The sequence below is a fragment of the Aureibaculum luteum genome (assembly GCF_003449015.1).
Taxonomy (GTDB): domain Bacteria; phylum Bacteroidota; class Bacteroidia; order Flavobacteriales; family Flavobacteriaceae; genus Aureibaculum; species Aureibaculum luteum.
In genome coordinates, this window is record NZ_QRGD01000002.1 from 371,879 (window position 1) to 391,120 (window position 19,242).

22 protein-coding genes, 1 tRNA gene and 1 pseudogene are annotated in these 19,242 nt (G+C 30.0%); 19 read left to right on the forward strand and 5 right to left on the reverse strand.

The features are described 5' to 3' along the window. The 5 genes from D3P13_RS06760 to D3P13_RS06785 all read left to right on the forward strand — a co-directional run bounded on the left by D3P13_RS06760 (position 1) and on the right by D3P13_RS06785 (position 5,044). Complete coding sequence (locus tag D3P13_RS06760) at positions 1 to 1,905, forward strand: tetratricopeptide repeat-containing sensor histidine kinase (RefSeq protein ID WP_117880558.1); 1,905 nt, start codon at positions 1 to 3, stop codon at positions 1,903 to 1,905. Between the two features lies 1 nt (position 1,906). Next, positions 1,907 to 2,560, forward strand: coding sequence for a response regulator (locus D3P13_RS06765; RefSeq protein ID WP_117880559.1), 654 nt, complete (start codon positions 1,907 to 1,909; stop codon positions 2,558 to 2,560). A 622-nt stretch (positions 2,561 to 3,182) separates the two neighbouring features. Continuing rightward, a complete protein-coding gene (locus D3P13_RS06775; RefSeq protein ID WP_117880561.1) occupies positions 3,183 to 3,605 on the forward strand; it encodes a hypothetical protein in 423 nt (140 codons plus the stop codon). A gap of 27 nt (positions 3,606 to 3,632) precedes the next feature. Further along, positions 3,633 to 4,241, forward strand: a complete 609-nt coding sequence (locus D3P13_RS06780; RefSeq protein WP_117880562.1) for an SIMPL domain-containing protein — start codon at positions 3,633 to 3,635, stop codon at positions 4,239 to 4,241. Positions 4,242 to 4,504: 263 nt separating this feature from the next. After that, positions 4,505 to 5,044: an SIMPL domain-containing protein gene (locus tag D3P13_RS06785; RefSeq protein ID WP_157972849.1), complete on the forward strand. Its 540-nt coding sequence runs from the start codon at positions 4,505 to 4,507 to the stop codon at positions 5,042 to 5,044. A gap of 40 nt (positions 5,045 to 5,084) precedes the next feature. Here D3P13_RS06785 and D3P13_RS06790 read toward each other — a convergent pair whose 3' ends face one another. Both D3P13_RS06790 and D3P13_RS06795 read right to left on the reverse strand, forming a co-directional pair. Next, the gene (locus D3P13_RS06790; protein WP_117880564.1) at positions 5,085 to 5,894 is read right to left on the reverse strand and encodes an aminotransferase class IV; all 810 of its coding nucleotides are present in this window, start codon (positions 5,892 to 5,894) and stop codon (positions 5,085 to 5,087) included. A 133-nt stretch (positions 5,895 to 6,027) separates the two neighbouring features. Further along, positions 6,028 to 6,411, reverse strand: a complete 384-nt coding sequence (locus D3P13_RS06795) for an START-like domain-containing protein (RefSeq protein ID WP_117880565.1) — start codon at positions 6,409 to 6,411, stop codon at positions 6,028 to 6,030. Between the two features lie 131 nt (positions 6,412 to 6,542). Between D3P13_RS06795 and D3P13_RS06800 the strand changes: the two genes are divergently transcribed. The 7 genes and pseudogenes from D3P13_RS06800 (at position 6,543) to D3P13_RS22375 (ending at position 10,063) form a co-directional block, all read left to right on the forward strand. Beyond that, positions 6,543 to 6,616 (forward strand) — tRNA-Met (locus tag D3P13_RS06800). A 492-nt stretch (positions 6,617 to 7,108) separates the two neighbouring features. After that, a complete protein-coding gene (locus D3P13_RS06805) occupies positions 7,109 to 7,309 on the forward strand; it encodes a hypothetical protein (RefSeq protein ID WP_117880566.1) in 201 nt (66 codons plus the stop codon). Positions 7,310 to 7,403: 94 nt separating this feature from the next. Then, positions 7,404 to 8,135, forward strand: a complete 732-nt coding sequence (locus D3P13_RS06810; protein ID WP_117880567.1) for a SpoIIAA family protein — start codon at positions 7,404 to 7,406, stop codon at positions 8,133 to 8,135. 5 nt (positions 8,136 to 8,140) lie between these two features. Further along, positions 8,141 to 8,536: an ATP-dependent metallopeptidase FtsH/Yme1/Tma family protein gene (locus tag D3P13_RS22355; protein WP_117880568.1), complete on the forward strand. Its 396-nt coding sequence runs from the start codon at positions 8,141 to 8,143 to the stop codon at positions 8,534 to 8,536. Between the two features lie 217 nt (positions 8,537 to 8,753). Continuing rightward, positions 8,754 to 9,352: pseudogene (locus D3P13_RS22425) on the forward strand (AAA family ATPase). Next, positions 9,309 to 9,452, forward strand: coding sequence for a hypothetical protein (locus D3P13_RS22370; protein ID WP_232829148.1), 144 nt, complete (start codon positions 9,309 to 9,311; stop codon positions 9,450 to 9,452). The pseudogene D3P13_RS22425 and the gene D3P13_RS22370 overlap by 44 nt, the downstream one beginning before the upstream one ends. Positions 9,453 to 9,493: 41 nt before the next feature. After that, positions 9,494 to 10,063: an ATP-dependent metallopeptidase FtsH/Yme1/Tma family protein gene (locus tag D3P13_RS22375; RefSeq protein WP_232829149.1), complete on the forward strand. Its 570-nt coding sequence runs from the start codon at positions 9,494 to 9,496 to the stop codon at positions 10,061 to 10,063. Positions 10,064 to 10,313: 250 nt separating this feature from the next. Here the strand turns inward: D3P13_RS22375 and D3P13_RS22310 are convergent, their stop codons facing one another. Further along, complete coding sequence (locus D3P13_RS22310; RefSeq protein WP_262511825.1) at positions 10,314 to 10,448, reverse strand: hypothetical protein; 135 nt, start codon at positions 10,446 to 10,448, stop codon at positions 10,314 to 10,316. 500 nt (positions 10,449 to 10,948) lie between these two features. On the opposite strand from D3P13_RS22310, the gene D3P13_RS06825 reads away from it, so the two are divergent. Then, the gene (locus D3P13_RS06825; RefSeq protein WP_117880569.1) at positions 10,949 to 11,287 is read left to right on the forward strand and encodes a YtxH domain-containing protein; all 339 of its coding nucleotides are present in this window, start codon (positions 10,949 to 10,951) and stop codon (positions 11,285 to 11,287) included. A gap of 254 nt (positions 11,288 to 11,541) precedes the next feature. Here D3P13_RS06825 and D3P13_RS06830 read toward each other — a convergent pair whose 3' ends face one another. Then, on the reverse strand, positions 11,542 to 11,736 hold the full coding sequence (locus D3P13_RS06830) for a CDP-alcohol phosphatidyltransferase family protein (protein WP_117880570.1): 195 nt from the start codon (positions 11,734 to 11,736) through the stop codon (positions 11,542 to 11,544). A gap of 1,335 nt (positions 11,737 to 13,071) precedes the next feature. On the opposite strand from D3P13_RS06830, the gene D3P13_RS06835 reads away from it, so the two are divergent. The 3 genes from D3P13_RS06835 to D3P13_RS06850 all read left to right on the forward strand — a co-directional run bounded on the left by D3P13_RS06835 (position 13,072) and on the right by D3P13_RS06850 (position 14,988). Further along, positions 13,072 to 13,461 (forward strand): DUF302 domain-containing protein, encoded by a 390-nt coding sequence (locus tag D3P13_RS06835; protein WP_117880571.1) that lies wholly within the window; start codon positions 13,072 to 13,074, stop codon positions 13,459 to 13,461. A gap of 9 nt (positions 13,462 to 13,470) precedes the next feature. Beyond that, positions 13,471 to 13,890, forward strand: a complete 420-nt coding sequence (locus tag D3P13_RS06840; protein ID WP_117880572.1) for a hypothetical protein — start codon at positions 13,471 to 13,473, stop codon at positions 13,888 to 13,890. A gap of 537 nt (positions 13,891 to 14,427) precedes the next feature. After that, positions 14,428 to 14,988, forward strand: a complete 561-nt coding sequence (locus tag D3P13_RS06850; protein ID WP_232829150.1) for a hypothetical protein — start codon at positions 14,428 to 14,430, stop codon at positions 14,986 to 14,988. Between the two features lie 4 nt (positions 14,989 to 14,992). On the opposite strand, the gene D3P13_RS06855 is transcribed toward D3P13_RS06850, so the two are convergent. Continuing rightward, positions 14,993 to 16,156 (reverse strand): THUMP domain-containing class I SAM-dependent RNA methyltransferase, encoded by a 1,164-nt coding sequence (locus tag D3P13_RS06855; protein ID WP_117880574.1) that lies wholly within the window; start codon positions 16,154 to 16,156, stop codon positions 14,993 to 14,995. Positions 16,157 to 16,417: 261 nt separating this feature from the next. Between D3P13_RS06855 and proC the strand changes: the two genes are divergently transcribed. From proC to D3P13_RS06870, 3 genes are read left to right on the forward strand one after another with little or no spacing between them, the layout of a single operon-like run. Then, positions 16,418 to 17,227, forward strand: coding sequence for a pyrroline-5-carboxylate reductase (proC, locus tag D3P13_RS06860; protein WP_117880575.1), 810 nt, complete (start codon positions 16,418 to 16,420; stop codon positions 17,225 to 17,227). 4 nt (positions 17,228 to 17,231) lie between these two features. Next, positions 17,232 to 18,020, forward strand: coding sequence for a glutamate 5-kinase (gene proB, locus D3P13_RS06865; RefSeq protein WP_117881209.1), 789 nt, complete (start codon positions 17,232 to 17,234; stop codon positions 18,018 to 18,020). A gap of 22 nt (positions 18,021 to 18,042) precedes the next feature. Then, on the forward strand, positions 18,043 to 19,242 hold the full coding sequence (locus D3P13_RS06870; protein WP_117881212.1) for a glutamate-5-semialdehyde dehydrogenase: 1,200 nt from the start codon (positions 18,043 to 18,045) through the stop codon (positions 19,240 to 19,242).

The following is a 19,242-nucleotide window of genomic DNA, read 5'->3' on the forward strand; positions in this document are numbered from 1 at the left end:
ATGCATAAATCAATTTTTAAACTAATTTTTATTTTCGGATTACTTTTATCGCAATTGGGCATGTCTCAAGATAAAGATGATGGTAAAACTTGGTATACCGCATTTGGAGAAACGTTTGATAGAGCACCAGATTCTCTATATCAACAATTACGTGATGCTGATAGCTTTAAGGATAAAGCTTTTTTTATTGAGGAAATTGCAAATATCCATATAGAATTAGGTAATACAGATTCTATAATTTATTATGGTAAATTACTTGAAGATGAAAATTCAAATATTCAAGCAGAAGGAGTTATTGACAATTTGTATTTATCAAAAGCATATCGAATTATTGGTAAAGGGAAGATGTTACAAGGGCTTTTTGATGAAGCTATGAAGTATTATTTAAAGGGTTTAGAAATAACTAAAATAACCAATAGTCCATATTTATATTTTACACATTCCTTAGGACTAGCATCGGTTTATATAAATAAAGAAGAGTTTGAAAAAGCAACACCATTATTAGATAATGCTATTGAAAGTAGTAAAAATAGCTATTTTACTGGCTTAGCAAAAAAGTATTATGGTGATGTTTATTACTTAAAAAGAGATATTGCAAAAAGTGCACCATACTATAAGGCGGCTTTAGCTGATTTAGAATTATCCCCTGATAAAAAAATAGCCTTAGATATTAAACTAAATCTAGGAACCATGGACGTGGTTCAAAAAAAACTGGATGAATCATTAGTTCTTTTTGAAGAAGTAAAAAATACCGCTCATGAAAAAAAATATTACGATTTGTATGTTGAAGCGGTATTGAGAATTGGAGATGTTTATAAGCGTAAAAAGGATTATCATAATGCTCAAATAATTTTGTCTGTTGCTCATATAAATTCAGTACAATGGGACAGATTGGGGCTAGAAAAAAAAATCATACAAAATTTAGTAGACTTGTATAGAGATCAAGAAGATTATGAAAATGCCTATGCGTTAATGACTCAATATGTTAATGTTTCTAGTAGAATAGTACAAGAGCAAAAAAGCAAAGAAATTAAGGAACTTGAAATTCAATACCAAACCTTGCAAAAAGAAAAGGAAATTAGTTCACTGCAAGAAGAACAATTACTCAAAGAGAGTGAAATTAAAAGACAAAAAACCATTAAATATGCTATTTTAATCGGATTTTTAGTATTGCTAATCCCTGTAACTGCTTTATTTATAGTTTATTACCAAAAGTTACAAGCTCAAAGTCAACTGAATACACAGCAAGATGAATTGAATACACAGAAGGTGAGTTCGTTAATCAGAGAGCAAGAGTTAAAGTTAGTAAAAGCGTCGGTAGAAGCTCAAGATGAAGAAAGAACAAGAATAGCGAGAGAATTACATGATAGTATTGGTGGTAATTTGGCAGCTATAAAATTGCAAATGAACAATCTAAATAATAATGCGGATTCTAGTGCTATTATTACACAAATTGATGATACCTATCAACAAGTTAGAGAAATATCTCATAATTTAATTCCAAGCAAGTTTAGTCAGAATGCTTTTACCACTTTAATAAGTGAATATATTAATAAATTAGATAAATCTTCAGACCAAGATATTGTATTTATGCCTTATCCTGAAGAAAAAATAAATGCATTGGACGAAAGTATTCAAGTTGAAGTTTTTAATATTATTCAAGAATTAGTGACTAATACGTTGAAGTATGCCAAAGCAAAAAATGTAGAAATTCATTTGAATATACATAATAATTCTTTACAATTGTTGTTTGAAGATAATGGCATTGGCTTTGACCAAAGTAAAACACCAACTGGTATTGGTTTACAAAACATAAAAAGTCGTTTAGATAAATTAAATGCCGAATTAAATATAGATTCATCAATTAACCATGGTACGGCTGTTACCATTGAAATTCCCTTATAACATGACACTAGCAAGAAAGTATAAATTAATTGTAGCAGACGACCACAAAATGTTTTTAGATGGTTTGCTAAGTATAATAGCAAATGAATCAGATTTTGAAATTGTAATGACAGCAAATAGTGGTCAGAATGTTATTAAATACCTTGATAATTGTGAAGGTAAAGATGTTGATTTAGTGGTAACGGATATTAATATGCCTGATGTTACGGGAATTGAATTGAATAAACATATTAAATCTAAGTTTCCTAATATTAGAACCTTGGTAGTAAGCATGCGACATGATTCCAAGACAATACATAGATTAACAGAGGATCAAGTAGATGGATATGTTCCTAAAAATGCCGAAAAAGGAGAATTAATTCTAGCTATTGAAACCATATTAAAAGGAGAAAAGTATTTTTCTGAAAGCATAAAAAAAGCATATATGGACAGTATGTTCAATAAGGAAAAAGATGTTATTACTTCGTTAACAAAGAGAGAAAAAGAAGTCTTAAAACTAATAGCTGAAGAACACACTACGCAAGAAATAGCGGATAAACTTTTTTTAAGTAAACACACGATTGAAGGCTATAGAAAAAATTTAATCTCAAAATTAGAAGTCCGCAACCTTGCAGGTTTAACGAAGTATGCTATACAGTTAGGCTTGTTGGATTAGATGAGGGGGTAGCTGATAAATCTTAAGAGTATTGTTTTTTTCTCATAATTCAAAAATTGATTCCAAAACCAAATGGGAACAACACTTTTAAGGATTATATTGAGTATTATATTTATTGGCTGGATAGTCTATGTAATTCGAATTACGGTTGATACTAATAGAAAACTTTTCAACAAAGAAGACGGAATAAGCCAAGATGAGTGGACGAAAAAAATGAGAAAAATTCATTTGAGAAAGGTTTTTACAGGCTTATTTATTGTTTTGATAATTGTTTTGACATTAATTCTTGTGGATTCTCAGCGAATTTGATTTAAAATCAATACTGAATTTAATCTCAAACTACTGACCATTTTTATAACTGATTCCTACCACTTTCATAGTTCCCTATAGATTAAAAATTGCCAATGGACATTTTGCATTGCCAACTTTTTTTAGTTCTGTCTCCTGAATATTTCTGTCTTTGTTTAAAAAAAAAACAGCTACTAACGCTTAAACTCAGTTTTACTGAAGACTGAACCACCCCATTTTTCAGGGGTCAGATTTTACCTTAAAATAGTGTTTTACACCTAACCATTCTGATGCACTTTTGTAATCAAATTAATAACCAATAAAAATTAAAATTATGATTTACGGAATTTCATTAGTATTGTTAAGCATCATAGCGGTGCCATCATTAATCTTATCAAAAAAACCAAACGCAGCTGAGCTATTAGCAAAAATTGAGCCTTATCAAGGATGGATTGGTCTTGTGTTTTGTTTCTGGGGTGTTTGGGGAATTATCTCTGCCTTTTTAAATATGGCATGGTTAACATCTGCACCAATTTGGTGGATAACCTTATTAGCAGGTAGTGTTGTAGAAGCAGGTCTTGGCTTTTTATTAGGCTATGGACAAATCAGTAAAATGTTTTTAGGTAATAATCCAAAAGCACAAGAAAAAGCGGCCTTAATTCGTGAGAAAATTGCACCAATGCAAGGAAAATTAGGCGTATTAGGACTTATAGTTGGAGCTTGGATGATTGTAGCTTCATTTATGTTTTTGTCATAAATAGTTGAAACATTAAAATCTACAATAATGAGAAAATTAATTATCGCTGTATTATTATTAATCGTTGCAAACACCTTTGCTCAAGACCAAGCCAGCACAAAAAACACAATAAGTGTAAGTAGTAATGTAAAGTTTAAGAAAGAGGTAAAAGCGTTCAGAATAAAATTGATCATGGGGTTAGACCAAATGGGATATGGTAATAACGAATGTAATACGTTAGATGAGTTAAAAAAGAAGTACTTCGATAAACTCAAAGAGAAAGGAATTGATCCCAATAAACTTGAAGAGAAAAAAATTGAATATTTAAGCATGTATTATCAAAGAGAAGGTACTGTTTATTATTACGAGGCAAGTACTGAAGAAGAAGTCTCTAAGGTTTTAAGTGCAAGAGTCAATGGTATTACTAACAATGGGTTAGAATATAAAATGCAATTGGATGATGCTACTTATGACAGTTTGATAGAAAGAGCTATTATTCAAGCTAAAGATAAAGCCAAAAGAATTGCAACAAAAGCGAATAAAAAAGTTGGGGAAATTGCTATGATTTCAGATAATTCTTATGGATTTGAAGATTGGGTATATTATTCACCCAAAGATGAATATTTAAGAATTAACGTCGTTTTTGAATTATTATAACATAAAAGTAGGTTAGTTGATGTTACCCAATCTGTTATATATTTTTATATGTCAGGTTGGGTTTTTTATGTTATATTGCCTCTTAATGAGGTAATTATAAAATAAAATAATAATATTTTACTTTATTTTAATGAATGAAATTGTGTTTAATTGAAACTATTTTTATTGATAAATAGTGTTCATCATAATTTTAAAAAGAATTATCCGTTTATTTTTAAGTTATATAGTATTCTATAACTTGAATGATAACCCCAAAAAATACCATGAATAAAACAATAGAAGTAAGTGGATCTGTTAAACTAGTGCGGAAAATTGTTAAATATAGAGCTAAAATTAGTATAGAAGTGACTCAAAACCCTTACGGAGATGAAGAAATTACTGATTTAGCAGAAATAAAAAATCAATATTATTTAGCATTGGTTGAAAATGGTATTGATGTAACCAAATTTGAAGAAGATACCTTTGAATTTAGAACGTACAATTATCAAGGGGAAGGCACCATGCTAAAATATGAATGTACTTCGCAAAAAGAGATTTCACAATTGCTAGATATTAAAGTACCAGGTATTTATGTTAATTTATTAGAATGTAAATATGTAATTGATGAACTATTATATGATGAAATGACTGAAGCGGCTTTGGTTGATGCTCGATTAAGGGCGAACAACATTGCCTCTAAAATTGATAGAAAAGTAGGAGCAATTGTTTCTTTAGTAGATAATAGAGTGCTTAATAATTATTGGACAACCTTTAACTCTTATGATGAATTTTTTGATCTTAAAGTAATTTTTGAAATAGAGTAGAAACGTAATTAGTAGGGTATACGAATTGACGATCCTTTATTTATAGATTCATTTTATCTCTTAAATAGAATGCTATTTCAGATGTGAATTCTTTTTTTCTATATTTACTAACCGGTTGAATACCCACCATAACATTCGTTAAAAAGATTTCATCCGTTTTTTGGAGTTCAAAGGGAGAAATTTCTTTTTCTTCAAATGTAAGTGTAGTGTCTTTTGAGATTAATTCTAGTAAGTTTTTTCTAAAAACACCTTTTAAACATCCTTCTGAAAGGGGAGGAGTAACAATATGCTTTCCTTTTACCAGAAAAATATTGGCATTTAGAGCTTCTACTACTTGCTTCTTCTCATTTAGCAACACACAGTTGTCCAATCCGTTTTCGTCCGCATAAATACTACCAACAACGTTTAATACCTTGTTATTTGTTTTTAAAGTGGATAAAATTCCAGAATACACGTAATAATCTTTAAAGAGATCAATTTCGTAATTTTTTTTAAGTGATACAGAAAGTGAATTTGCTTCTACTAAAAAATGAGTGTTATTAGTGATGGGCAGGTATAGTCCACCGTCTTTTCTATTAATGGTAAAACGTATTCTTGCATTAGATAAATTATTAGCAGCAGCGGTTTTTAAAATTTCTTGTTCAAAAAACTCTAAGGTAAACTGCATATCAATTTTCATGCGTAACATACGCATTGAAGCCATTAATCTAAAGTAATGATCTTCTAAAAAGATCACATTACTATCTATTACTTTTATGGTTTCAAACAAACCATCTCCATATTTAAAGGCCCTATTATTGATACTTAAAGTAGGAGGAGTCTTAGAAATTTTGCCGTTATAATTTATCATTGCCAGTTAATTAATTTCCCCTTTACCTCTCCTTTGGAGAGGTCAGAATTACTTTTCAGGTAATTCTGGGTGAGGCTAAAAAAAAGCCTCGAAAAAATCAAGGCTTGCTATTCTTTTAAACTTGTATTACTTTTTATGCTCCAATAGTTTGTTTAAGCTCAGAAATTTGGTTTTCCCAAAACATTTTTCCTTCGTCAACTTCATCGTCATCTGCAAAATCAGTAACGATTAAAGAAACATCAGAGGTTAAATCATCAACAACTATTTTAAATTCAAAAAAGGTACCTTCTTCTTCATCTGTTAACCATTTATATTTGATTCGCTCATTGGTTTTATAAGACAATCTTTTGGCTTGTTCTTCCGAACCATCCCAAAGAAAGGTGTAAACATCACTTCTCGAATTTACATTATCGGCAAACCATTCGCTTAATCCGTCTGGTGTTGATAGATACTGATATAAAAATGCTGGTGAAGAGTGCATAATAAACTCTATACTATATTTTACTTTATCGGCCATAGGTCAATTTTTATCTTGAATGGGCAATATATATATTATCTCAATTTAAAAAAAACTTTTTTGATAAAAATAATGAGAAAGAATTATTGCCACTCGTAAATTTGTTTTTATATTTGCAATCTTGAAATTTTGGCGAGGTAGCTCAGTTGGTTAGAGCGTCGGATTCATAACCCGGAGGTCGGGGGATCGTGCCCCCCTCTCGCTACTATTAAACAAAGGCTTCCATTAAAATGGAAGCCTTTTTTATCTTCAATAGTCACAGAATTTTTATCTTTTTATAGTAGTCACATAAAAAAGATGTTAATTGCCATTTTTTAGGTATAAGATTTACCAATTCTTCTTATTTGTTACAAATTTATATTTCTCTTTATTTGCTTTAATCTTATCATCCATGATTTTGAAAATGGCGATATTTTTTTTGTATCACCATTATCTTCAACCGATATAGTTCTAATGGTTGAAATTTTTTTTCAAAAATGTAAATGGAATGTTCCTCTATTAATAATAAGGGTTTACTATCTTACTAATTGTCTTCACAATAATTATTTATCCTATTTAAATTACGTCAACAATTAATTTTATACACTTATTTTGATGTAGCTAAATTAACTAGAAATAAAAACATAACAAATGACTATGGTCATTTTAAAGATTCATCTTAATCAATAGCTTTGAATTGTTAATAGAAAAATGATCAATGCAATTAATAGGATTAATAATTATAAAAACTATGTTTAGAAATTATTCAAACCGCTATAACGCTATAATCAAAACTATAAAAGTATTGGGATTACGAATTCCTAAAACTTTTGAAAGTTTTAACGAATTGCATTCCGAGAGTATAGCATTAGATCCGGAGCATCATCCTAAGAAATTATTTAAATCATTGGAAAGCTAATCTAACGGGGCAGAACGTCTTTGATGTATCGTTATGAAATCCCTGAAGTCTTAATTTAATTTACAGTAGTAGTGAAAAGTCAAAAATCAAAAAAATGGAAACAATAAAAGGAACACAGTTAAATTTAGAAACCACCGTAAGTACCATAATTGAAGATAGTATTAATCAAAATGTTATAGACAGACTTTATACTGAAATGAAAGGTGTTATTGATAGCAAAGGAGAGGTGAATTTAATAATACAAGCCAATGATATCAAAAGTATAAAAAATTTAAAATCATTTTTTTCTGATTTAAGAGATAAGTGGTTTGTCCTTAAGCATCTCAGAAAATTTGCCATTGTCACTGACAAAGATTGGATTGAAAACCTTACAGAAATAGTAGGTGTCTTAACTCCAAAAGTTGAATTAAAAGAATTTGATATGGTCGATATGGATGAGGCAATTGATTGGGTAAATTCCCCAACTATAAATGAAAAACACGGCATGGCAATCTGGCCTAAAGAAAATTTTTTGCACCTAATAGTTTATGATAAACTCACAATGATAGATTATAAAATCTTAAATAGAACCATGAGAGATTATGAAAAAGAGGTTTCTTTACTTATTCAGTTTTTAGATTTTGAAGGTATAACACTAAGGGCATTTTTAGAAGATCTTAAAATGGGTTTTAGCCATTATAGAAAATTTAAAAAGATAGCTATAGTACCTAATAAAAATATAGAATCATTAGTTAAAATTACAAATTTGGTAACTCCTGGCATTCAGTTTAAATCATTCGCTTACCACGAAATGGATATAGCTGCAAAATGGTTGAATGAAATCTAAATAAAATGACTAAAGAAAAAAAAGAAAACAAAAATAAATTACCTAAGGCATATAACCCAAATTGGTTGTATTTGCTGTTTTTTGCTTTTATCGTTTTTGTTTTTTACATAAATCCTGTCGTTAAGACTAAAGAAATTAGTTGGTTGGAGTTTGAACAAAATATGTTGAGCCAGAACGATGTGGAAAAAAATGTTGTTGTAAATAAAGAAACTGCTGAAATCTATATAAAGAAGGAAAGGCTTTTGCTTAAGAAATATGAAGGGGTAGCTAAAGACACCATCCTTAATGCTACCAGTCCGCAATACTATCTAAAACTAGGCTCCATAGAAAGTTTTGAAAATAAATTAGAAAAAGCTCAAGATAATTTTCCTCCACAAGAAAAAGTCGAAAATAATCTATGAAAACCGCACCAATTGGATTGAAACATTTTCATGGATTTTACCGTTTGTACTTATTCTATTTTTTTGGATTATTATTCTCCGTAGAATGAACCCCGGTAGCATGGGTAGTTCAATGTTTAATTTTGGCAAATCAACGGCTAAAATTGCAAATATAGACACCAAAAGTAAGGTGACTTTTAATGATGTAGCTGGTTTAAAAGAAGCTAAAATTGAAATCATGGAGATTTTAGATTTTTTAAATAACCCAAAAGAATATACAAGGTTGGGAGCTAAAATTCCAACAGGTGTTTTATTGGTTGGACCACCAGGTACAGGTAAAACACTATTGGCAAGGGTAGTAGCGGGAGAAGCACAAGTACCTTTCTTTTCATTATCAGGTTCAGAATTTGTGGAAATGTTCGTTGGTGTGGGGGCATCTAGAGTAAGAGATCTGTTTAAACAAGCCAAAGAAAAAGCCCCAAGTATTTTTTTATTGATGAAATTGATGCTGTAGGTCGCTCTAGAGATAAAGCAAATAACTTCCAATCTAATGATGAAAGAGAAAACACCTTAAATCAATTGTTGGCAGAATTAGACGGTTTTGGTACCAATACAGGTGTTATTGTTCTTGCCGCCACCAACAGAGCTGATATTTTAGATAAAGCCTTATTAAGGGCAGGTAGGTTTGATCGTCATATTTATTTAGAATTACCCACAAGAGAAGAACGTGTAGAAATTTTTCAGGTACACCTAAAACCATTAAAACTTAAAAAAAAGTGTAGATGCGAATTTATTGGCTTCCTTAACACCGGGGTTTTCTGGAACAGATATAGCTAATATTTGTAATGAGGCAGCATTGATAGCTGAACGTAAAAAAAGGAATTTGTCGGACAAGATGATTTTAACCAAGCTCGTGATCGTATTGTTGGCGGTTTAGAAAGAAAAAGTAAAATTATATCACCCAAGGAAAAAAATATTGTGGCCCATCATGAAGCAGGACATGCGGTTGCTAGTTGGTATTTGAAGAATGTTGATTCTCTCGTAAAGGTATCAATCATACTTAGGGGAAAATCTTTAGGAGCTGCTTGGTATTTGCCGGAAGAACGACAAATTATTACTAAATCTCAATTTCTAGATCAGATTTGTGCGGCTCTAGGTGGTAGGGCAGGTGAAGATATTATATTTAATGAAATATCATCTGGAGCACTAGATGATTTAGAGAAAGTAACCAAACAAGCATATAATATGGTCGCTTATTTTTTTTTGGATGAGGAAGTTGGTCCTATTAGTTTTTATGACTCTACTGGAGAATATGGAAGGTTATTAAGTAAACCTCATAGCGAAAGTATGGGTAAGCTCATTGATACCGAGGTGTTAAATTTGATAACTACACAATACCAACGAGCCAAAAATATCTTAACTAAACATAAAGATGAATTGGAAGAATTGGCACAGCTATTATTGAAAAATGAAGTAGCGAACAAAGAAGATTTAGAGCAGGTTTTAGGAAAAAGAAAAGCAACAGAATTGTTACAATCAGAAGATTGAAAAATAGTTATGAATTCAGAACAAAGGTGCAGTTAAAAAAAGGAAATAACTTTAAAAAAATTTTCCCTAAGTAAAATTCAGTTGGCTGTAAAAAATGAAAATAAATAACAGGAATAAACTATAAATTGAAAATAATAAAAACAGAAGTTTTATATGACTCAGGTTTTCATTTTGAGCATCAGCAATGGGACAACGAAAATGCCTTTTGGAAAGATGAAATAGAATTTTTATTTAATCAATTCTTTTCAAATCAGCCTGTTTTTTTGGTCAGTTTAATTCTATAAACTACGCCGCCCTGCATGGCATCAATGTATGTTGGATATGTATCTTTTATTGGATGACTAATTGTTGTTTCGCCAGTCATTAATCGCATAACTATATCCATTAATTTAAGTATTCCTCCTTCGCGTTCTTCTGGAGTTTTTCATTATTACAATTTACCCCAAGTAATTAGACTTCTCCAATTGCTCATATTTTCTATAACATCTACCTCAACACATACCAACGGATTTTTTCGCATCATTTCAATCTTCATGCCTTCGTTGGTATGCCCATAAATATATTTTCCAACTTAAACATATAAAAGTTTGACTAAGTAGGTAATGTTATCAGCATGGCAGCCTATCCTGCCAACAATTAGACTGTACAATAGATACTCAATCTATTTTTTGTTTAAGGTACCCAACATAATGGCTTACAATTTTATGTTGTAACAAAGTAAAATCATAAATACGAAGAATAAAATGATCTTTACAGTTTAAAATTCAATATGAAGTTTGGCTAATTTATATTGAAAACTGAGCCATGTCATTGTAAAGTACTTGTAACAATGGTAAATTTATTATAATAAAAACATAATTATAAACTTTTTAAAACAATAAAACCATGGCAAAGTCAAACCACACAGGTAATGTATTAGTAGCTCTGGCAGCGGGTGCAGCCCTAGGAGCAGGAATGGGGATTTTATTTGCCCCTGATAAAGGGAAAAATACTAGAGGCAAAATTAAACACAAATTGGAAGATACAGGTCATGATATTTCGGAACGTATGCGTCATGCCAAAGATGAATTGACTAAAACAGCAGAAGTAAAAAAGGCTGAGTTTGATAAAAAATTAGATGATACACTATCCAATATGAGTTATAAAGCTGAAGATATTATTTCAACTTTAGAAAAAAAACTGGAAGATCTGAAAAAGAAAAATGCACAGTTCCAAAAAAATTAAAAGAAGGCTTTTGAATTATTAAACGAAGACTTACGGGAGGTTCTTGATAATTTACAATTAAAAATTTAAGAAAAATAGTTAGTTAGTTAGTTAGTTAATTTTTTGTGTTAAGATGATTGAAGAGTCATCATAACGTTTATTGAGTAAGTGGGGGTTTTTGGGTTATGTTATTCCTGAATAGCCCTCACTTTTTTTTAATGCTCATTTTTGGGTTTCATAGTTCTGTTTTTTACTTATTGAAATTCTCTTATCCCTCATGGCCCAATACTTGTAACTTTTAGTTTTCTTGCCAAAAAGCCATCGATCATATCGGTACTATAACTAACCAATAAAGCAAAGGCAAATATCTGACGTTCGCCCATAAATAATAACAATAAAAGTATTGGTATGGCAAGCACTCTGTAAAAAGAAAACCAATCGGCTATATTTAAAATTTTGAATATGAACATTTTATAAATTCATCATTATAATTGGAAGATAAAAATAGAATTTATTAATATTTAAAAAAATGACTTAAGTCATTTTTTTAAATTGAGGATTTGCTTTTTTAAATAAAAATTTAGTCCATTAAATACTTACTCTCATGAAGATGTTATCAATATTTTTAGCAAAATTTTAGGGTGTTATATTATTATCTTTTTTATTTTGAGTTTAAACCTTGAAAAGGATAGTTAAAACTTTAAATTATCTATAACACCAAAAGTTTGTAATTCATATCTCATTTAAAGCCATAATTATTGGTTTTCTAAATATTCTTATCCATAATATTTGGAAAGATGATTGAGCAATAGCTATAATGTCTATTTTAAATTTTCATTAAAACTGATAAGAATCATCTTTAAAACTGATCAAGGTCATTGTATACTCAATATTAGGTATCTATATTTGTTATATTAATCGAAAAGATATGTTCTTTGAATCATTTGTTTATAAAATTACTCAAGTAAATAGATTTAACTGTAGAGTTACGGTTTAAGTTATTGATTTGTAAATAAATACGGTAAACAAAATATACAATGTATTTTGAATATCTTAAAGTCGAAAAAACCAATCGTAGCGTGGCTATGCAAGTATTTTTAAAGCTATTGATATACAAAATAATAGGTAGAAATGTACAGTTATTTATTTACAATGAACTGGTTTAAATATTTTATAATAAAGCGAAAATTAGTTGTAAATGTGCAATTTTTTTAGCCAATTTAGAAAGTTTAAACCAGTTCATATCATAAATGGGTATTTAAAATTAGTTTAGTGATTTAGGTTTTAATATGAATTTTTTAGATAAGATTATGTGATAAACCAATATAGCGATAAACTAAAATAAATACTTAGGAACAGGAGGTTTCGGCTTCCTGTTCTATTTTGAAAATATTTGCATGAAAAGGAAAGTTTAAGGATTTTTTTAATCCATTATAATTTGTGTATTGTTTAAAAATCAATATGTAAGTTTGAAGATGTTTTAAAAACGGCCTTAAATCATGTGGAACAGGAGGTTTCGACTTCCTGTTCTTTTTTCATCTTCTTTATTCAAGTAATTGCTAAGAGAAATCTAAATATTCCTTTAAAACAGATCATTTAAAGGCTATTGATAGCGTTCAGTAAAATTGGTTTTTACATTGTTGTGGTTTGTATATGCCATACAAATGGTTATATGCCTAAACCTTCATGTTAAACAAGAACAAATTCTATCATAGAAAACAGGAAGATATGAAAGTGTTTTTCTGTTTTTATTATATATACAGACGTGAAATAATTTAATTTAAGTTAAAAATAAAACAAATATTATGGATTATTATTTTTCTAAAATATTAAACAATATTACTTTTTCTAACGCAGTTGAAAAAATAAGCCAAGAACTCCAAAAAGAAGGATTTGGTGTGCTTACTGAAATAGATATTACATCAACTTTTAAGAAAAAGTTAGATGTCGATTTTTATAATTATAAAATTTTAGGTGCTTGTCATCCTACTTATGCATATAAAGCATTAATGGCTGAAAATAAAATTGGTACTATGCTTCCTTGTAATGTTATTGTTCAAGAACAGAAACATGGTATAATTGAAGTTTCAGCTGTTGATCCAGTTGCATCCATGCAAGCGGTTATGAATAAATCTTTAGCCCCGATTGCTATAGAAATTAGAGATAAGTTAAAGAAAGTTATAGATAATTTATAATAAATTATTATGATAAAGCAAATAAAACACAAAACCTTTAGTCGAGATAAAAGTATTGATGAACTGCATTATGGCACAGAAAAATGGTCAGTAGAGCTAGATTTTTCGGCGTTTGAATTGCCTTTTTTAAGACAATTAATAAAATCATATCCGTATAAAAATACCATTCCTAATTTATTTGAAAATATTCAATTATTTATTAAGCAACTTGACAAGTTTGAGGGTGAATTACCAATACTAATTAAAGAAATTAGAAATCATAACAATCAATTGGAGGGAAAGCTAGAATGTAACGATGTTAGCTGTGACGATTTTTACCTCGACGAATATAACCAGTTGTCCGAAAATATTTTTGATTATTTACAAGAATATAAAAACTTAAAAATTGAAATTTATAGGTTTATGAGTGGAATTATTCCTAATCCTTAATTCTAGATGCAATAGTTTTCATACACTTTAAGTAAAAGATGAAAATGACAATATCAATTTTTATTATTAAATGGTTTTGAAATACAACTATAAACATCATTTAATTTGGACCAGATGCAAACTCTTGTAATTAAAAATAAATGGGTGGAAGCACATCCTTTTTATGGCAGTTTAATCGTGCATATTGTATGGGGTTTTTACCATTAAATTATGGTTCAGATGTTGAGCTCGCAAATGATTATAAAACCTAAATAAATGAATGATCGATGTCAGTTTTAACAACAAAAGTAAAAGAAATTCTACAGAATCGTTATCTTTTAAAAGATAACGACGGAAAGATTGTTGAAACGCCACACCAAATTTATTTAAGCGGGTTGCTAAATTTGTAGCATCTATTGAAAAAGACAATAAAACCTATTGGCGAATAATTTTTATCAACTTTTAAAAAATTTAATTTTTCAGCCTTACTAATTCGTTTTTTAATACACTGGACTTACCTAAATTCAATAAATTTGTATTTCTAAAAGTTCTAAAAAAATGAAAGACTTCCAATTACATTCAAATGACGATTTAACTTTTCAAATAAGAAATTCAGGTGTAAAATCGTGGAAAGATCTCATAGATACGGTAAAAAGGATAAAGTACGGTAGAACTTCTAAAAGATCAGATTTAGAATTAGTTTGGACGGAACAAAAAGGTACCTGCAGCTCAAAACATGCTTTTTTAAAAAAAGTGGCTGATTTGAATAAAATTCCAAATGTAAAGCTGATGTTGTGTATGTTTAAAATGAATACAGTAAACACGCCCAGTATTGGTAATGCACTAGATGGTCAACCTATCACTTATAATCCAGAAGCTCATTGCTATTTGAGCATTGAGGAAGAGAATATTGATATAACAAGTTCTAAATCTTCATTTTCGAAAATTAAAGATGATATTATCAAGGAAATTGAAATTGTACCAGAGCAGGTATTTCAATTTAAAATAGATTATCATAAGGATTTTCTTAAAAAATGGATTTTAAAAGAAAAGTGCAACCTCAGTTTCGATCAAGTTTGGATTATTAGAGAAAAATGTATTGAAAATATGAGTAAATAGGGGATTAGTCTTTCATATATTTTCCCTTCTTACTACCTTCATACATTTCATACATTACCAATCTACAATCTAATTTACCATTAAAAACTTTAATTCTTTTAGAGGTACGTAAGCCTACACTTTTTAATCCATTTTCAAAATCTGAAGTAATGAGCCATGCATTTGTGCCAGGATAACCTCGCTTCAATGTATTACCAATTTCTTTATAAAATACAGGGACATCAATTTCTAAACGTTCACCATAAGGTGGATTAAATAAGACAATGGTTTTTCCTTCTATTTCTTTTTCTGTTCTAAAGAAATTCTGTTCTTCTATGGTAATAAATTCTTCTAAATTGGCATTTTCAATATTGTCTTGAGCCTTATATATTGCAGATGGAGCCTTATCATAACCAATAATTTTTGCTGTAGATTCTCGCGTTTTTTTAAGTAACGAATTCCGAATAACATCGAACAAATCAGGGTCAAAGTCGCTCCATTTTTCAAAACCAAATTCACGTCGGTTTATATTTGCCGGAATATTATTCGCAATCATGGCAGCCTCAATTAATAGAGTACCACTACCACACATAGGGTCTATAAAATGTTGTGTACCATCGTAACCTGTCATTAAAACTAAACCTGCTGCGAGTACTTCATTAATAGGAGCAATGTTCGTAGCACTTCGGTAACCTCTTTTATGTAATGAATCTCCAGAACTGTCTATAGAAACCGTACAATCTCTATTGTGAATATGAATATTAATCTGTAAATCAGGATGATCTAAATCAATATTGGGGCGAGATCCCACTTTATCTCTAAAATAATCAACAATTGCATCTTTTGTTTTTAAAGAAACATAATGTGAATTGGTGAAATTATCAGCATTGGCAACTGCATCAACAGCGAAAGTACCATTCACATCAATATAATTATCCCATTTTATGGTTTGTATTTGATCATATAAATCGTGTTCATTATTCACTTTAAATTGTCGTATTGGTTTTAAGATTCGTACTGCAGTTCTTAATGCTAAATTTGCCTTATACATAAAACCTTTATCACCAGAAAAAGTAACATTTCTTATGCCTATTTTGATGTCCATGGCACCAAGGTTACGTAACTCTTTTGCAAGTATTTCTTCAAAGCCAAATAAGGTTTTGGCTAACATTTTAAAATTTTCGTTCATTCTATTAGATCTATTAAATCACTAAAACTCTGTTTAACAGTGTTTTAGAAGTTTTGTGAATAGCAGTATTTAATGATTAACATTTATTACAGCCCAAAAATACATTTATTAAAAGAGTTAACCTTATTTATTGAGTTATTCTGTATATAAACTTTATGGATTATTGGTATCGTAATTCTATTTTATTAAAAGGCTATTCGTTTGGATTAGAGTACATATTTGTTAGGTTATAGACTAGAATATTAAATAAAACAAATTTAAATGAAAGTATTAGTTATTGGAGCAGGGAATATGGGTTTAACCTATGCAGAAGGAATGTCTAAATCAAAAATGCTTAAGAAAAATCAAATTATGATTCTGGACAACTCCAAAGAAAAATTAGAGGAACTACATCAAATTTCACATTTTGATGCTTATAAAAATTTGGAAGATTGTGTGCCAGAAGCTGATATTATTTTTATCGCTGTAAAGCCATATCACGCTGAAGAGCTTTTTGGTAGAATGGCTACGCTAGTAAAACCAGAACAAATAATTATATCAATTATGGCGGGGGTAACTATAGATACCATAAAAAAACTTACGGGACTAGAAAAAATAGTGAGAGCAATGCCAAATTTACCTGCACAAGTAGGTAAAGGCCTTACCTCTTATGTCACCTCTAAAAGCGTTTCTAGAATAGAACGCCTTACAGTTGAAAGTCTACTAGACTCTACAGGTAAATCGATTTTAGTAAGTAACGAGAAATTTATCGATGCTTCTACTGGAATTTCGGGTAGTGGTCCTGCTTACGTATTTTACTTTATGCAAAGTATGACTGAAGCCGCTTTACAAATGGGATTTTCAGAAAGTGTTTCTAAAGTGTTAGTAAGTCAGACTTTTACGGGTGCTGTTGAACTTTTTAATCAATCTTCACTATCTGCAAATTCTTGGATGCAAAAAGTGGCTTCCAAAGGAGGTACAACAAGAGCTGCTTTAGATTCTATGGAAGATAATAATGTAAATGAATTGATTAAAGAAGCCGCATATGCCGCTTTTAATCGTGCCATTGAAATGGGAAAGGAAAATAAATAAAAATATGTATAAACAGAGAATAGTAATTAAGGTTGGTACTAATGTAATGACCAACAAGGATAATAGAATTGTGAGACCTGTATTACGTAGACTGGTTAGTCAAATTGCTGAACTGTATGAGCGTAATATTATTTGCGTTCTGGTTTCATCAGGTTCCGTTATCGCGGGAAAAGAAATTTTAGGAAAATCAAAAATTAAGGATAAAACGCAACGGCGACAAGTATATTCCGCCATTGGTCAACCTAGAATGATGCGGTTGTACTATAATATTTTTCAAGATTATGGAATGAAGTGTGCACAGGTATTACCCACCAAGCGTGATTTTAACCCAGGTGTGCATCGTGAAAATATGATTAAATGTTGTGAAGGTTTGTTATCTGAAGGAGTTATACCAATTGCGAATGAAGATGACGCCGTTTCGGTAACAATGTCTATGTTTTCCGATAATGACGAATTGGCTAGTTTGGTGGCTCAATTATTAAATGCCGATAAGCTAATTATATTAACAGATATTGATGGCTTATATAATGGTCATCCTGATTCTGAAAAAAGTGAACTTATTGAAAATGTAGGTGTACAAGAAAATGTTAATAGATACATCAAAGAAAGTAATAAAGGGGAAGCCGAAGGTCGTGGTGGAATGGGCTCAAAACTCGATTATGCTCAAAAGGCGGCAGCAAATAATATCCCCACGTATATCGCCAATGGTAAAAAAGATAATACCATCATTGATATCATTGATGGCAAAAATGTGGGTACTAAAGTGGCTAAAATTAAAACACTTCAACATTAATAAATTTAGAAAAATTATAAAAATGAAATTATTAGAAACAGATATAAAAAATAAGGTACTGAATTCAATGATGGTCATATTAGATGAAAATCGTGAAGATTTAATAGTAGCAAATAAAAAGGATTTAGAAGCTTTTAAAAAAGAAGATCAGGCGATGTATGATAGGTTGATTGTAAATTCTAAAAAAATTGATGGAATGATTCAAGCTATCAAAGAAGTAGAAGCTCAAGAAGACCCTGTAAATCAGGTAATTTCAAATAATGTTCTAGAAAACGGATTAAAAATTGTAAATAAAACGGCACCGTTTGGTACGATTATGATTATCTATGAATCTCGGCCAGATGTAACTGTTGAAGCAAGTGTACTTGCTTTTAAAGCAAATAGTAAAATTTTGCTAAAAGGTGGTAAAGAAGCCATACACAGCAATACGGTATTAGTCAATTTTTGGCATAAAGCCTTAAAAGAAAATAATTTACCTATCGATTATGTTCAATTGTTGAATATGGATAGAGTAGCTACTCAGAAATTTTTAAAAAATCCAACTGAAAAATTAGATTTAATTGTTCCCCGCGGTGGAGAAAAATTAATTGCCTTTGTTAAAGAACATGCTAAGTGTCCTGTACTTATTAGTGGAAGAGGTAATAATTTTTTATATGTTGATGAGAATGCCGATTGGCAAATGAGTCTAAAAGTAATACTTAATGCAAAAATGGATAAAATTTCTGCATGCAACGCCTTAGATAAAATATTAATTAACAGGAAAATTAAAAATTACAATGAAAAATTGCACGAATTACAACGTGTTTTATCGGATAACAATATTGACATTCTAGTTGATGAGAAAATCAATGAAGTTTTAATTAATGAAACATTAATTCAGGAAGATGCAATTTGGTATGAAGAGTTTTTGTCTATGAAATGTTGTATTGGTGAAGTTGAAACACCGAAAGAAGCAATCCGTAAGATTAATAAATATTCAGGAGGTCATTCTGCATCAATTATTACAAGTAATGACAAAACTGCATTAGATTTTATGCAACAGGTAGATAGTGCAGCGGTCTATCAAAATGCATCTACTAGATTTACTGATGGTGGTAAAATGGGGGTTGGTGCTGAATTAGCAATCAGTACTGATAAATTGCACCATAGAGGTCCTCTAGGTCTAAAACAGCTGGTAACAAATAAGTATTATATGTTTGGTGATGGTCAAATAAGAGAATGA

What these genes read in the sequence shown, in the direction of transcription:
- D3P13_RS06855 (WP_117880574.1), bottom strand. Translation starts at nt 16,156, where the DNA reads ATGAACGAAAATTTTAAAATGTTAGCCAAAACCTTATTTGGCTTTGAA.
- D3P13_RS06805 (WP_117880566.1), top strand. Translation starts at nt 7,109, where the DNA reads ATGCAATTAATAGGATTAATAATTATAAAAACTATGTTTAGAAATTAT.
- D3P13_RS06775 (WP_117880561.1), top strand. Translation starts at nt 3,183, where the DNA reads ATGATTTACGGAATTTCATTAGTATTGTTAAGCATCATAGCGGTGCCA.
- D3P13_RS06830 (WP_117880570.1), bottom strand. Translation starts at nt 11,736, where the DNA reads ATGTTCATATTCAAAATTTTAAATATAGCCGATTGGTTTTCTTTTTAC.
- D3P13_RS06850 (WP_232829150.1), top strand. Translation starts at nt 14,428, where the DNA reads ATGAAAGACTTCCAATTACATTCAAATGACGATTTAACTTTTCAAATA.
- D3P13_RS22355 (WP_117880568.1), top strand. Translation starts at nt 8,141, where the DNA reads ATGACTAAAGAAAAAAAAGAAAACAAAAATAAATTACCTAAGGCATAT.
- D3P13_RS06835 (WP_117880571.1), top strand. Translation starts at nt 13,072, where the DNA reads ATGGATTATTATTTTTCTAAAATATTAAACAATATTACTTTTTCTAAC.
- D3P13_RS06870 (WP_117881212.1), top strand. Translation starts at nt 18,043, where the DNA reads ATGAAATTATTAGAAACAGATATAAAAAATAAGGTACTGAATTCAATG.
- D3P13_RS06840 (WP_117880572.1), top strand. Translation starts at nt 13,471, where the DNA reads ATGATAAAGCAAATAAAACACAAAACCTTTAGTCGAGATAAAAGTATT.
- D3P13_RS06785 (WP_157972849.1), top strand. Translation starts at nt 4,505, where the DNA reads ATGAATAAAACAATAGAAGTAAGTGGATCTGTTAAACTAGTGCGGAAA.
- D3P13_RS06825 (WP_117880569.1), top strand. Translation starts at nt 10,949, where the DNA reads ATGGCAAAGTCAAACCACACAGGTAATGTATTAGTAGCTCTGGCAGCG.
- proC (WP_117880575.1), top strand. Translation starts at nt 16,418, where the DNA reads ATGAAAGTATTAGTTATTGGAGCAGGGAATATGGGTTTAACCTATGCA.
- D3P13_RS06760 (WP_117880558.1), top strand. Translation starts at nt 1, where the DNA reads ATGCATAAATCAATTTTTAAACTAATTTTTATTTTCGGATTACTTTTA.
- D3P13_RS06790 (WP_117880564.1), bottom strand. Translation starts at nt 5,894, where the DNA reads ATGATAAATTATAACGGCAAAATTTCTAAGACTCCTCCTACTTTAAGT.
- proB (WP_117881209.1), top strand. Translation starts at nt 17,232, where the DNA reads ATGTATAAACAGAGAATAGTAATTAAGGTTGGTACTAATGTAATGACC.
- D3P13_RS06810 (WP_117880567.1), top strand. Translation starts at nt 7,404, where the DNA reads ATGGAAACAATAAAAGGAACACAGTTAAATTTAGAAACCACCGTAAGT.
- D3P13_RS06780 (WP_117880562.1), top strand. Translation starts at nt 3,633, where the DNA reads ATGAGAAAATTAATTATCGCTGTATTATTATTAATCGTTGCAAACACC.
- D3P13_RS06765 (WP_117880559.1), top strand. Translation starts at nt 1,907, where the DNA reads ATGACACTAGCAAGAAAGTATAAATTAATTGTAGCAGACGACCACAAA.
- D3P13_RS06795 (WP_117880565.1), bottom strand. Translation starts at nt 6,411, where the DNA reads ATGGCCGATAAAGTAAAATATAGTATAGAGTTTATTATGCACTCTTCA.
- D3P13_RS22310 (WP_262511825.1), bottom strand. Translation starts at nt 10,448, where the DNA reads ATGGATATAGTTATGCGATTAATGACTGGCGAAACAACAATTAGTCAT.